The sequence below is a fragment of the Thermogutta terrifontis genome, from assembly GCF_002277955.1.
Lineage (GTDB): Bacteria > Planctomycetota > Planctomycetia > Pirellulales > Thermoguttaceae > Thermogutta > Thermogutta terrifontis.
On record NZ_CP018477.1, the window covers coordinates 2,824,775 to 2,838,656 of the forward strand.

At 55.4% G+C, this 13,882-nt stretch carries 10 protein-coding genes; 5 read left to right on the forward strand and 5 right to left on the reverse strand.

What is annotated here, in order from left to right; all coding sequences use genetic code 11:
* From THTE_RS10505 to THTE_RS10515, 3 genes are all read right to left on the reverse strand, one after another.
* Complete coding sequence (locus tag THTE_RS10505; RefSeq protein WP_157732022.1) at positions 1-960, reverse strand: DUF1570 domain-containing protein; 960 nt, start codon at positions 958-960, stop codon at positions 1-3.
* Positions 961-1,276: 316 nt separating this feature from the next.
* On the reverse strand, positions 1,277-1,708 hold the full coding sequence (locus THTE_RS10510) for a ComEA family DNA-binding protein (protein WP_168175837.1): 432 nt from the start codon (positions 1,706-1,708) through the stop codon (positions 1,277-1,279).
* 158 nt (positions 1,709-1,866) lie between these two features.
* Positions 1,867-5,268, reverse strand: a complete 3,402-nt coding sequence (locus THTE_RS10515) for a DUF1559 family PulG-like putative transporter (protein ID WP_157732023.1) — start codon at positions 5,266-5,268, stop codon at positions 1,867-1,869.
* A 210-nt stretch (positions 5,269-5,478) separates the two neighbouring features.
* On the opposite strand from THTE_RS10515, the gene hisD reads away from it, so the two are divergent.
* The 3 genes from hisD (at position 5,479) to hisB (ending at position 8,684) form a co-directional block, all read left to right on the forward strand.
* Positions 5,479-6,834 carry a histidinol dehydrogenase gene (hisD, locus tag THTE_RS10525; protein ID WP_095415402.1) on the forward strand — a complete coding sequence of 452 codons (1,356 nt, stop codon included), beginning with the start codon at positions 5,479-5,481 and terminating at the stop codon, positions 6,832-6,834.
* A gap of 128 nt (positions 6,835-6,962) precedes the next feature.
* Positions 6,963-8,039, forward strand: coding sequence for a histidinol-phosphate transaminase (gene hisC / locus THTE_RS10530; protein WP_095415403.1), 1,077 nt, complete (start codon positions 6,963-6,965; stop codon positions 8,037-8,039).
* A gap of 57 nt (positions 8,040-8,096) precedes the next feature.
* On the forward strand, positions 8,097-8,684 hold the full coding sequence (gene hisB / locus THTE_RS10535; RefSeq protein ID WP_095415404.1) for an imidazoleglycerol-phosphate dehydratase HisB: 588 nt from the start codon (positions 8,097-8,099) through the stop codon (positions 8,682-8,684).
* A gap of 46 nt (positions 8,685-8,730) precedes the next feature.
* Here hisB and THTE_RS10540 read toward each other — a convergent pair whose 3' ends face one another.
* A complete protein-coding gene (locus tag THTE_RS10540; RefSeq protein WP_095415405.1) occupies positions 8,731-10,161 on the reverse strand; it encodes an amidohydrolase family protein in 1,431 nt (476 codons plus the stop codon).
* Between the two features lie 579 nt (positions 10,162-10,740).
* On the opposite strand from THTE_RS10540, the gene THTE_RS10545 reads away from it, so the two are divergent.
* Together THTE_RS10545 and THTE_RS10550 are read left to right on the forward strand one after the other, a co-directional pair.
* On the forward strand, positions 10,741-11,658 hold the full coding sequence (locus THTE_RS10545; RefSeq protein ID WP_095415406.1) for a DUF4339 domain-containing protein: 918 nt from the start codon (positions 10,741-10,743) through the stop codon (positions 11,656-11,658).
* 193 nt (positions 11,659-11,851) lie between these two features.
* Positions 11,852-12,751 (forward strand): sugar phosphate isomerase/epimerase family protein, encoded by a 900-nt coding sequence (locus THTE_RS10550; protein ID WP_095415407.1) that lies wholly within the window; start codon positions 11,852-11,854, stop codon positions 12,749-12,751.
* A gap of 40 nt (positions 12,752-12,791) precedes the next feature.
* On the opposite strand, the gene THTE_RS10555 is transcribed toward THTE_RS10550, so the two are convergent.
* Positions 12,792-13,547, reverse strand: a complete 756-nt coding sequence (locus tag THTE_RS10555; protein ID WP_207651694.1) for an RluA family pseudouridine synthase — start codon at positions 13,545-13,547, stop codon at positions 12,792-12,794.
* Positions 13,548-13,882: the final 335 nt, after the last annotated feature.

Below are 13,882 nucleotides of genomic sequence, written 5' to 3' on the forward strand. Positions count from 1 at the left end.
CTACTTGGTGACGTATTCGACGATATTCCGTTCCAGATTGCCCCAGTTTCGCCCAAAACTTGCTTCAAAGTCCCTGATGCGGGCTGCACTTGGGTAGGCTTGAAACGGCGGCCTGTTCTGGACGCACCGAAGATACCCGACGAACTGGGAAAGATGCCGGTCGCTCAAATAGGAAACTGCAGCCCAGGAGGCCAGGTAGGCCTTTCGTGGCTGGATATCGAACCAGCCGTCGCTCGCCACGATGTTCTGAAGCCACCCTGGAGGAAGCCCGGACAGCGACTGAACGGCAATTCGCCGCAGCGAATTACTCGCGGCTAATGAGGGCAAGTCGGTGCCACCTTGAGGACTGTCCTCGAACATCATGGCCAGTCCCTCCGCGAGCCAGGATGGCGTCGCGGTGAATCGACCAAGCAACCCGGTGTTGGCCGCGAACTGGTGAAATGCCTCGTGCCGAAGCACATTCTCTGTCGATTCCGAACCGACAGTTGACCACGCTGGGTTTTGGGTAGCTTGCCGATCAAAGGTGAGGCAGCGGTTCGACAACACGTCATAAAGGCCAAGTACCTGGGACTCATGTGATTTGAAGCGGCGAAACTCGGGCGAATTCTCAAATGCTCTTCTGTCCCGATAAACGACCGCGACAAGTGGGAAAACAGGTTTTGTGACCGGCAGTTTGCGCTGTGCTGCGAACCGCCATGCCTCACGAAACAGTGATTCGAAAACGGAACCCCACTGCGAATTTGCGCTGGCCGGCAGAACGACGAGGTAGTGCGTCGTGCTCTCTACCCGGTATTCGGTACCGAATTCGCGTTGCAGCTGCGACCGAACGTCATGAATGGGCAGCGGCACCAAAGTATCCGATGTTTTGCGAAAATCAGCAGCCAGGGAGCGGGGGATATGTTTTACTGAGCCATCCCGAGTCAGGAGAATGATCTCGGAAGAGCTCCAGGTCAGGATCATGCCCTCTGTCCGGATTTCACCCACGCGGCATTCGACCATACCTGGGAGTGGGCCCACGGGTACGTCGCCTGCGCACGTCGTCCCTGCCAGGCCGCGCAACGGCAGGCAAATGGCCAGGATCAGTACAAACCTGGTCTTGTTGGACGGTCTCGCATAGTCTATGGGGTTTTTAATACTTCCGGCCATATTCGCAGGCTTTTAATTAATTCGAGAAAAGCTGAGTCGACATTGCTTTTCTGTAATGAGCATCCGTAATCGCACTTTTTTCATTAATCACATTATAAAGCGTTGTATGACAAAAGAATGATGAAAATAACTAACCGTTCGGACGGGCCACGTGGCGCTGCTCAGGAGTAATGTTTCCGCCGTTGTTTTCAGGGAATTTTAGAAATGGTTGAATTCCTCGCAGAATCCCCGGACCGATGCCCCGAATTCGCAGCAGGTCCTCTGCTCTCGTGAAGGGGCCGTGCTTCTCGCGGTCTGCGACGATTCTTTGCGAGAGAATCGGTCCAATGCGGGGCAGAAGCGTTAATTCCGGCCAATCCGCCGAGTTGATGTCCACGAGGAACTCACATGCTCGTCGCGAACACGCAGCCTCCGGCTGCCAGCCCAACCCGTAAGGCAGGACAATCCACAGCACTCCGTTAAGTACAATCCACAAACACAAGGCGATTTTCGCAAACTGTCGATTAACGTACTCCGTCCACCAATCCGCCAGACGAATACTGCGGATCTCATCACTTAACAAACCAATAAACTGCAGGCCCTTGACGAGAGCACTTTGTACGATGCGGAATAATAAGGATAAATAAAGGTGACATAGTCTGACGCCGCGTGCGACCAGTTGCGCGGCGAGTGAAAACCATGGGGACAGTACGCGGCTGATCCTAAAGAACAGACCGGACTTCATTGCGAACCCTTAGAAAGTCGTTGGAGAAACCGCTGAACTTCATTCTGGGCCGTAGCGTCTTGGTACACAATTGCGGTTTGGCCATCTTCGGTGAAGAAAATCCGCCCTATTCCGCCCTGCTCGTACCAGGTCTGAGGCTGACACTCTTTGACAACACGTTCTCGCAAAGCCCCGACCGTCAACCCTTGCTGGAGTACCTCCCTAAGTGGATAGGCGCGAAGATATGGCCGATCAAAACGATTGTGTGTTGTTATGAGAAGGGTTTTGTCGTTCAGAATATAAACGGTCGCATTGATCGTTTCTGCCAGCCTCTGCACGACTTTAAAAAAGGGTTTTTCGTGAGCGGAGCAGGTTACCGGCACAGAGGGATGCACTTCCTCAGAGAGGAGCAAAGGCCAATCAACGAGTATTTGAACCTGCGTCAGACGATTGAGCGCGGCGAGTATGTCGACAAGTGGAGTCGGCTCGTAGTAATTCATCGAGATAATCTGCTGGAGGGCCGAGTTCTCCGCAGCGGCTTCCGAGAGCGATTGCGGCGGAAAGCGTTGTTCGAGGAAGTTGCGAATCGTTAAAACGTGAATAAACGGGCCTTGGAAAATCCGTTCGTTATTGTTCGACTGATATTTTATCCCCGAGTCAGACGGACCGAACGTGCTATCCAGTGTTGTGATGATCGCTTGGAGTAACTTGTCTGAAACAAGCGCAGATGGGTCCGTAATGTGACAGCTGACGTTGTTACTGACTCTTTCGGGACGGCACAACACCACCAGATTGCCGCAGGAGACGACAGTCCAGTCGTGCTGGCCGGCAATCTCCTCCAGAATCTGTTGTATCGTCTTTTTGCCCGGCTGGAGGGCCACAGTTCCCAGGTCGGAAGGATTGTCCCAGAGCAGGGTTTCCGGGTCTACGCAAATGGGTATGGAACTCCATTCGGTCAGGCGTGCAAGCGCGAGGGCGAGGGGAATCCCCGGCCAGGACTCTATTTGCACCTGAACCTTCAGCCCCGCGATCGAAGTGTTTGCCGCATCACCGCGTGGTGGAAAATTCTGGCCGCAGGGTGTTTCGCCAGGCCAATGCTGGACCGTGCGAGGTGAACTTTCATGGCCGGCACCGGGTTGTGGTTGGACGGATGGCTGACTGCTTAAGGGTTTACCAGGCCATGCGGGCGCCACCGTTTCCAAGTTAATCGCTTCTCCCCCTGCGATAGTAGCGAGTTGTTCCATGACGTGCGAATCAACGTCGCGGCGGATAAATCGTACAGAACCGTCGGCCATCACGGCGAGCATACCGTCAGGCAAGGCAGAACCGAAACCGTCAGGCCCTTTTACGTACGGAGGCTTGGTCAGCCCTCGGGCCGTAGCTGTTCCGCCTGCCGCCCATGGACCAAGGTGGTTCTCGGCTGGTAGAAGGGCCAGCGTGTTGGAGAGCCCATCTTTCACATCCTCCTTTCTGACTGCCTGACGGAAGTTAAAAAGGCCTGCCCGGGGACTGGAAAGAGGAAGGTTCCCGGAGTCGGGGCCGACGCCAGTAACACCGACGATGTGGGCGTCGTAGTATCCGGCAATACGTTGCGTTGCACCGAGGAGAGGGTTGGTCACTTCTGGAAGAAACCGTTTGGTGACCGGTTGATTTTGCGGGGCATTCCACGAATAGCCCGGCTGAAGACTCTTCGACCATTCGGCGTAACCGAGGTGAGGAAGGATTTCTGAAATCCAGCTCAGTCTGGTTTCGGGAGGCAAAAGATCCCCGCCGATCGCGGCCCGTGGAAAGCTCGTCTGGCGTTCGGCATATCGGCTAAGACTCCCGCCGAGTGTTTCTGCGTGGAGAAAGGCCTGGGTTGTGGCAAGGGCGTGCCAGAGCTGGGCGAAAGCCTCGCCGGTTGTCGCCACATTTTGAATGGAACCGGACTGTTGGTCGGAAGACCACTCAATCGCGACCGTCGCCTCTTCCGCTACAACTGTGCTATGTTCCAGAAATGACTTGACTGCCGTGATTGTGTGAGACCATCCCTCTGGGGTCATTCCTGCGGGTGCCGTTTTCGCAAGCAGGTTTTCCTCCTTTTCAGCCGATTTCACCTCTTCCAGGGCCTGAAGTCGGAGTTTCTCAAGTTGATCATGGAGGGAGGCGGCATCTTCTTTTCGGCGACACGACAGGCGGACGGTCAACCTATTTTGATCGCCGGAGAGGGCCCATCCGGCAAAGAAGGTGTCACTTTTCTGTTGCAGGGTTTGCAGAAGTCCAAACGCTTGCGGAAAACCGGCCAGCCATTTTGCCCCGAACACAGAACAAACGCTGTGAGACTGCCCCAGGAAGAACACCTGGAAATGCCGGGCGTCATTGAGAACATTTGCCAGCGGATGCTGTGACTTTTTTTCGGATTTTTCGGTGGTTGCGTGCTGCCGTAAAATCCGATCCAGGAAGTCAACGTCGCCCACCAAAAGGGTGTGAGAATCCAGGACCGCAAACACAAGGTTCCGCGCTGAATCGGGGAGGCGTCGGAGTGTAATGTCGGCGTAACGCGTCAGCTCCTGTCCAAATTGATTGAGCGAATCGACCTGCTGGTCGGACGCGAGTTCAAAAATGCAGGCGTAGGGCTGTCTCCATTTGCCAAAAACCAGGTGTGTGGCGAGGCTTTCCGTTTTCAATCCCATCGCACGCTGGCAGTCAGCCGCGAACGTCCGATAAGCCTCCAGTTCTAGCGGTACCTGAAGAAATTGCAGAAGTGCATCAGCCGGTGGCACCTTGTCGTCCATACCGAAAACTTCTGTGATATCTTCCCCGGCTGCCTCCAGGATCCACTGGCCCGGGGGCACCGGTTTGGCCTCTTGAATTTGTTCGGCGGTCGCGGGTTCACGCTCTTCCTGCGGAACTGGGGCAGGCTCCACCGGTCCAGCACGTCGGGGCACAAGAAATCGAAGGCTGATTCCTGTAATGCAAGCCGCGAGCACGAGTAAGGCAACGACCGCTATCCATCTGCGGCGGCCACTTGCCCCCTCATTTGTGGTGGTAATCGTTGCTGATTCTTCGACGCCGGACGATGATAGTACGCTTGGCTCCGCGGGCTTTTCACCGGTTTCCGCCCGTGGGCTCTCCGCCGAACCACCCGATGGTGTTGGGCGTTCCGGGGCCCCTGTCTCCGCAGTTTGAGCAGCATGTTTTTCCAACGACGGGCCAGCTTTCGGACTTTCCTCAAGCGGACTTTCCGCAAAGTGCTGTCCGTCAGGAGAATCCGACCGGCTGCCGGTTGACGCCGGTGGTTGCCAACCTGGCGGAGGTGTCACCTGGACCAGACTGCCGCACCTGGGGCACGGCCAAATCGCGCCGATAGCCTCAAGGCGTCGGACGCGGAGCCTTGCCAGGCATGTAGGACATTCGATTGTGAAAAGACTCTCAGCCACCGACTAACCTGCTGGAGAAGTTCGCGACCGAATTGACGCTCCCACTCGTTACGGGCAATACTATCTGAACCTAGCACACGGGCGGTGGCAAGGGAGTGCCCATTGCCAAGTTTTTCAGGCGGAATACGCTGAAATCATATTGGCTTGAACAACCGTGTCAGAGACGCGGAGAAACTCTCGCAAGATTGAAGTTGCAGGAGAACAGTTCGAATGCTTAAGATCCCCTGGGTCGATTGTCGGTCGGAGGACCCGGCTCATTTACTCTCCTCCCTGCGCCGAAAACTGGGTGTTCAGGGAGACATTGTGAGTCCTGCGTCTCGGGCTAAAACGAAAGAAGTTTTCGGGGAGGAATTGACCCCCAGCCAGGTGGTGGAACGCATCTGTCGCGACGTGCAGAAACGCGGCCTCGCTGCCGTTCTGGATTACTGCGCGAGAATCGACAACGTCAAACTCGACGCAGAGAGCATCCGCGTGCCGGCCGATGAGCTTGAGAAGGCTCATCGCGATGCGGATCCGCATTTCCTCGCCGCGGTGCGTCGCATCCGTGCCAACGTTGAGCACTATCAGAAAGCCATTCTCCACCGGGATGTGGTGGTCGAAACGGTGGGAGGCTACCTCAGAGAGCGATACCGTCCAGTCCGGCGGGTGGCGGTTTGCGTTCCTGGTGGCGCGGCGGCTTACCCTTCTACCTTGCTCATGACGGTGGTACCGGCGCAATGTGCCGGCGTCAAGGAGATAGCCGTCCTTGTGCCGCCGACCAAATTCGGAGCCTACAACCCCGACATTCTGGCCACCTGTTTCGAGTTGGGTGTCAATGAAGTGTATCGTTTGGGAGGCGCTCACGGCGTCGCCGCCTTGGCCTACGGCACCGAGTCCACACCCAAGGTGGATAAGATCGTGGGACCGGGCAATTTATTTGTTGCTCTAGCGAAAAAATATGTGTTCGGGGAAGTGGACATCGATTCGATTGCCGGTCCCAGCGAGGTGGTCGTCATTGTGGATGGTACCGCTACGCCCGAGTTTGTGGCTTTCGATCTCATGGCTCAGGCCGAACACTCGCCAGGCTCGAGTGTCCTTATCGGATGGGAGGAAAACATTCTTCGCGATACATTGAGCGTGCTTGAGGCTCGCCTGCACGATATGGAACGGGGTGACCTTGCGCGATCGGCCCTGGAAGAATTTGGTGCGGTTATTCTTGCCAAAAATGCTGAGCAAGCCTGTGAACTGACCAATGAGATTGCACCCGAGCACGTCCACATCGCGACTGCGAACCCGGAAGCCCTCGCGGAGAAAATTGATAATGCGGGAGCTATTTTCCTGGGACATTTCACGCCGGTAGCACTGGGCGACTACGCGGCCGGACCATCCCATGTGCTTCCCACGGGGGGAACAGCCCGATTTGCCGGTCCTCTATCCGCCAACGAGTTTCTCCACGCCACGAGCGTGCTCCACTTTACTCAGGACGGTCTGGAACACCTTGCTGAGGACGTGATCATGCTCGCTCGAAGGGAAGGACTGACGGCTCACCTGGCAAGCGTGGAAATAAGACGTAGGCGGGCTAGATGAGTCAACGGCCGCAAGAAAATTAGCCCGGGGCTCTTCTTTGCGATTGGCCTTTTTCCTGTAGAGCGCTGCACAGGTTGGAATGGTGCTCACAGAATAGACGTCACGTGAAGTTAATTCGAGAGCGGTTTATGTCGAGAAGTGCTGTTGATTTTATTCGCAAAAATATTCTTGAGATGGCGGGATACGTTCCGGGTGAGCAGCCGCAGGAAGCGGGTTACGTCAAGCTCAATACAAACGAAAACCCGTACCCGCCCTCGCCCGCCGTTGGGGATGCCATTGTTGAGGTATTACGGCGCGGACTGCAGAAATATCCAGATCCATTGGCAACGGTGTTCCGGGTAGAGGCGGCCAAGCTTCTGGGAGTGGAGCCGGACTGGATTCTCACGGGAAACGGAAGCGACGATATTCTGACGATTGTCACCCGGGCTTTTGTGGGGGAAGGCGACTATATTCGACTGGCTTATCCCAGCTATATTCTCTATCGTGTTCTCTCGCAGCTGCAAAATGGCGCGTGGGAAGAGGTCTTTTTTCAGGGTGATTGGACTCTGACCAATGACTTTCTGGCGTCTAATCCGCGATTGAAATTGATATTTCTGGCAAATCCGAACAGCCCGTCGGGAACAATGATCCCTCCGGCTGTGATATCGAGGTGGATTGAACAACTTCCATGTCCTATCCTCATAGATGAGGCCTATGTCGATTTTGCTGCCGAGAGTTGCGTCGATCTGGTGAAACTGAGCGATCGCGTAATGGTTTCCCGGAGCCTCAGTAAATCGTATGCCCTGGCGGGCCTGCGGTTTGGATATCTGGTCGCGCAACCGCATATCATTGAACAACTTCGCAAGGTAAAGGACTCTTACAATTGCGATGCCCTCTCGATCGCTGGAGCTACCGCTGCGATTCGGGATCAGAATTGGTTGCTGGAGACGACCCGAAAGGTCATCCGGACACGAGAACGAATGACGGAGGAATTGCGCGCTCTGGGATTTGACGTGGTACCATCTCAGGCGAACTTCGTTTGGTGCACGAGGAAAGACAGGCCGGTAAAACCCATTTATGAAGAGCTCAAAAGACGTAAGGTCTTAGTGCGTTATATGGACTACCCGGGTTGGGGCGATGGGCTGCGGATATCCGTGGGAACTGACAGCGAGGTAGACTGTTTGCTGGAACGATTACAAGAAGTTTTAAGCACGGACGGGAAATAAACGTATCCCGTCGCATCGGCCTCCGGTTGAGCACTGAACCCCAGGAGATACAAATTCATGGAAAGAACCGCCGAAATTACTCGGAACACCCTCGAAACGAACATAACCGTCCGGGTCTGCCTGGATGGCCAGGGTTGCGGCGATATTGAGACGGGCATCGGGTTCTTTGATCATATGCTTCACCTGCTGGCTCGTCATTCGAGCATCGACCTGTACATTCGATGTCGTGGGGATCTGCACGTCGATCAGCACCACAGTGTGGAGGATGTTGGCCTTGCCCTGGGGCAGGCCGTTGCAGAGGCTCTGGGAGATAAGAGCGACATTCGTCGCTACGGCCATTTTACGCTCCCGATGGATGAGACGCTTGTGACGGCTGCGATTGATCTGAGTGGTCGTCCGTATCTCGTTTATAACGTACCCATTTCCCAGCCGTTTATCGGGCAATTTCAAAGTGAATTGGTTCGCGAGTTTTTCCAGGCCTTTGCAAATCAGGCAGGTGCCAACGTGCATTTACTGCTCCATTACGGCACCAACAGCCATCACGTTGCGGAGGCCACGTTCAAGGCCTTTGCCCGGGCGCTCCGCATGGCCGTGGAAAAAGATCCCCGAGGGTCCGGCATTCCGAGCACCAAGGGCACACTGTAAAAGAGCAATGCGATACCTCGAGTTTGCGGCTTCTGTCTCGCTGGAATCAGTCCTGCCTGAACCAGGGTGCCGAACGAAGATTCTGCTTTTTCTCTTCTATTTGAAAGACCCGCCGTGCATTTTCGTGCATGATTGGGTCAACAAGCCGGAGCGCATCGTCTAGGCTCAGCCATCCTTCTTCCACCAGTTCGCAAAGGGCCAGGGCAATCCCTTGTCGGGCAATGAGGGCGTGACCAAGAACAGGCTCCACAGGGCGGTAGTCGCCGCCGAACGTGAAGATCTTGTTGGCGGGCGCGGTAACGAGGAACTTCTTGAGAAAGTCCTTGGCAGCCACCGGGTTGATGATCCAACTCCAGCACATGTCCACGTAGGCGTTCGTGTAATGTTTGGCTACGCTGATCAGTTCCTCGTAATAAGGATAGCAAATATGCATGAAGACAAACGTTGTCTCCGGCGACAGGCGGCAAAGATCACAGGCTGCGCTGGCATTATGGAGAAGTCGTGAAAGTGGCATGTAATTATCGCCCGCATAGTAGCCTGTATGGAGTTTCACGGGAAGGTGATTCTCTGTCGCTTTTCGGACGGCATACCAGAACAGGTGATCTTCCAAGGCTTTTTGTTCCTCCGGGCTGAGCACCTCGCCACGAAGGCGTTTCGCGAATATGGGTTCCGCCCGTTCTTGAGGCACCTTTTCGTAATCGATGTTACGGCTATACGCGTTTTGCGATTTAACGGCCACGGCATATCGTGAATAACGTTCGAACCACCAGTCGATGACCCGATACCAGTCACTCAGAGTCGTGACCTGGATACCCGTCGGTGATCCGAATGCCCGCAGGTTGGGACCGGCAAACATCCCCACGATGCTGATGTCCTGCAGCAGCAGGAGGGGCTGGCGCGACTCGTGGAAGGTCCCGGTATTGACCTGACAGGAGTCAATCTTCGCAAGATCGCACAAAATGTGTTGATAGAAACCGGGGCGACGCGTGGTTTCGAATTTTTCGGGAAGTTGGAGGACGGTTTTCTCCGATAGATCCTCGATCCCGTAAAGTTCCTTCATGGCAATCCGGACGGCCAGGCCATAGCCAGTATTGCGGACAGCTGGCCAGTAAGGGGCGAGAATACGCCACTTTTCCTCGGGTGCTCCCGGTTGCTGGAAGAAGGAATCGTATTCCGCTCGCGTCATTCCTGCAGAGCGCAGGTCAGAATCAAGATAATGGTGCAAAATAACCGTCCACTGCTCCTGGGTTTTGCCCCCCGGTCCGCGCAGGACATCCTGTTCGTCAGGAAGATGTTCGTGGCTATCAATCAGAGGCGTTTCCCAAACTTTCGTAAATATTGTTCGCCTAACGTCACTGGCTCCTGGTATTTTGGGGACTTCCACGGTTGGCATTCCGCCGGACGTAGTCCCCAGAAAGCCCATGGTTCCCAGGGTCCCCAGCACTTTCAGCGTTTCCCGACGTGTGAAGTGAGTCATGACCTCTCCTCCCAAAGCCTGTAAGATGACGGCCGTTCAACCCTTCGCCGGACAAGATTGTAACAATTGGGAGATAGCCCCGCGAGTTAGACTCAAGTTTAGCCCCTTTGAAGTTAGCCGCTCGATGAGAATGTAAGTCGGGCGTGAGCAAATTAGCGGTTTGCGTGACAAGCTTGTCAACAACCTCGGCGGCTTTTCGGAGGATCCCCAGGATTGGTTTGACATTTCCAGGCAAAGCGGTTTCTGTCTCTTTTCGTCTCACCCGACGCCCGGTAGAGGCAATTTGCAGATTGCCTTCACAGCACACTGATCACGTCCAAACTCGTCAGATATCAACGGGAACAATTCATGACCTATCGATGACCCAAACAGGCTAAGTATGAAGCGACGCAAGCGCGACACTGTATCCCACCTCCGAGGGTCGAAGGTGGCCGATTCGCCGAAAAGCAGAGGTAGGAGAGTTTTTCCGGAGCGTTCCGAAAAGAACCGGCCTTTTTGCCAGTTCTCCCCCGGCTAGCCCGTCGCTGAACCAACTCCACGCGACTTAAAGTGTCGTACCTGGGACGCTGTGCGTTTATAATGAAAGAGGGTGACAGCCTCGCCCCGCGCCGGGTATCGTGCGACGCGTTGGTGACGGGCTGGGAACTGCCGGGCGTTCGTAACATGGGAATTCGCTTTTACTGCCCCAACGGTCACAAGCTGCATGTCAAGGCTTTTCAAGCCGGCATGCGCGGTATTTGTCCTTACTGCGGGGCCAAGGTCCAGATTCCCCTTCACAGCACCCGGCCGAGCACGAAGGAATTGAAAGCCCAAAGGGCGGCACAGCGCCAGGCTTTGCAGTCATCCGCTGGTCCGCAGGGTTCCTCCTCCCCTTCTGGGCTTCAGATCCCAGACCAGACTGCACCTTTTTCTCCAGCCAGGACCGATTCTGCGCCGGCAACTCCTTTTGAAAACCTGACGGACTTTCTGGAACCAACTCCCACACAGAATCCGCCCGAGCCACCGGGTGAATTTCGGGCCATGCCGGTCCCACTTGACGCATCACTTCGAGGCCCTTCAGAGACAGCACCAGCTTCGGACGTTGTGCTTACAAATAAGCCAGAGCCGCCGCCTTTATTGACGGAGAAGCCTCTGGTAGATCCTCTGTCGGACCCGGACGTGGCCTGGTATGTGCGTCCGCCGGCCGGGGGACAGTACGGACCGGCTGCACCCGAAGTTATTCGAGTGTGGATCGCGGAGGGGAGAATCACGCCGGATACGCTTGTGTGGCGAGAAGGCTGGCGCGATTGGCGAGAAGCACGCGAGGTCTTCCCATCCTTGGGTGGGGCAGAGTTTCCGCGTGTGTCCCCGGACGAACTGCCCGAGATGCGCTTCATCCGCGCGGCTGAAAAGCCCCGGCGAATGCAAACTTTGGCTATCGCCATCGGTATCATGGCGGCTCTTGTGTTGGCAGGACTTGCCGTGTGGTTTTTCCTGCAACCGTCCACAGGCCAGTAAATCAGACTCTGGATCGATCGCAGCTCAGAAAAGGCGGTTCTAAAAAAGGCCTGCCCGAGGGGTACTCATCCTTGACGATTATTTGCAGCAGATGATAATTACCCGCGTTGGTTCTGTGTTGTGTTAGTTTCCGTAGAACGTATTCGTTCAGCCGCGTGTGACGAAAGCGAAAGTTTGTCTGGGAGGAACTAACATGGATCATCGGCCTTTATTACCCCGTCGGGAGTTTATCCAGCAATCCGGTGGTGTGCTGGCGGTGTTGGCTGGCATGGGCGCCCCGGGAGCACAATCGGTCTCGGCTTTTGAAACTGCTAATTCAGAAAGAAAGAAGCCGTCTTTTCGGCTGGCACTCGCTTCGTACACTTTGCGAAAATTTCCATTGCCGCAAGCCCTGGAGATGACCAAGCGAGTGGGTCTCAAGCACATCTGCCTCAAGTCATTCCATCTCCCCCTTGATGCGTCGCCCGAGCAAATCAACGAAGCTAAAAAGCAGGTTGCGGGTGCGGGAATCGACCTCTACGCCGGAGGCGTTATCACGATGGCCAATGAGCAGGAGGTGGTTCAAGCATTCGATTATGCCAAGCAGGCGGGAATGCGGATGATTGTGGCATCTCCACGTCCGGACGTGCTTCCTCTGGTGGAAAAGAAAGTGCGGGAGACGTCCATTGCGGTGGCGATCCATAATCACGGGCCAGGCGACAAGTTTTTCCCTACGCCCGAGAGCGTGTATGAGCAGGTGAAGGGCCTTGATGCACGCATTGGGCTTTGCATGGACGTGGGGCACACCGCCCGAATCGGGGCGGATCCGGTGGCGGATGCACGTCGTTTTGCAGACCGACTTCTCGACGTGCACATTAAGGACATCAACGTGGCGGCCCCGTCCGGAAAGTGCGTCGAATGTGGGCGAGGTGTCCTTGATCTGCCCGGCTTCCTGCGGATGCTCATCGACATTGGGTATGGTGGGATGGTATCCTTCGAGTACGAAAAAGATGAGAACGACCCGCTGCCGGGACTGGCTGAATCAGTCGGCTACGTTCGGGGAGTTCTGGACACAATCCTGGGAATACAGGATCGAAGCATTCAGCTCGGCTGAGGGTGGAGCGAGCAATCGAGGCCGCCAGCCGTTCTTCCATTCATGTTCGGTCTGCTGACAAAACTTTGAGCGCGATCGATCGCCAGTAGGGTGGTAGCGGGGCCTCTACCGTTTTCGGTGTTTTTTCAACGGGGTGGAGAAATGTGATCTGCTTGGCATGCAGAGCAATCCCTGTCGGGAACAGGTTTTTTGCGCCATATTTTCGGTCACCCAAAATGGGATGGCCACAGGAGCTGAGCTGGATTCGGATCTGGTGCTTTCGACCAGTCTGGGGGGCTAGTTCCAACAGGCTGCACTGAGGGGAGGCCTCCAGCAGCCTGTAAGAAAGGACCGCTTCTTCCGCGTCCGGGTCTTTTGCATGCGTGATGTGAACCCGGCGAAACCGAGGATCGTGTTTGATCCAGTGCAGAAGCGTGCCCTCTGGCTTCGGCCATTTTCCCTCCACAATCGCCCAGTAGATCTTGGATACCGTTCGCTGACGAAACTGTTCTGCCAGTCGGGCAGCCGCTTTCGACGTTTTTGCCAAAAGAACCGCCCCCGTGACGGGCGTATCCAGACGACTCACGATCCCGAGAAACACGTTGCCGGGCTTGGAGTCGCGCTCTTTGATCATTCTTTTCAGCCATGTGAGAAGGGTCTCCTGCCCCTCGGGAAGCCCCATGGTGACCCAGCCTGCCGGCTTGTTGACCACCAGAACATGACGATCTTCATACAGGATGGTTGGTTCAAGTTTCATCCGGATGAACGTAGTGCGGACAAAGTGCGACGACGAAACGGTGGGCATCCACTGCACCATATTATCGACTCTTTTCCCTTTCTAGGATGATCCTTGCAAGTTTTTCAAGTGGATAGATTGCTAACCCTTCCCCGCTTTGCCTCTGCGGCTGGGAATGGACACGGCCCGCAACGCGGCTTTGCGCAGGGGTGAAACTCAGGCCGGCAGGACCTGCTATTCGGCTTCATATGGCAAGCCTGGATAATCCATTTCACCGACCTGGATGCGTATGCTTAGTTGAGTTGCTGTCAAAACTTAAGGGCAATGTATGAATTGCTCCTCCGACAGGCTTGATGAGTTGTCCCTACAACACACTACGTGTTCGGCCTTTTACAAGTCCTCGGAAAAAGCGGATG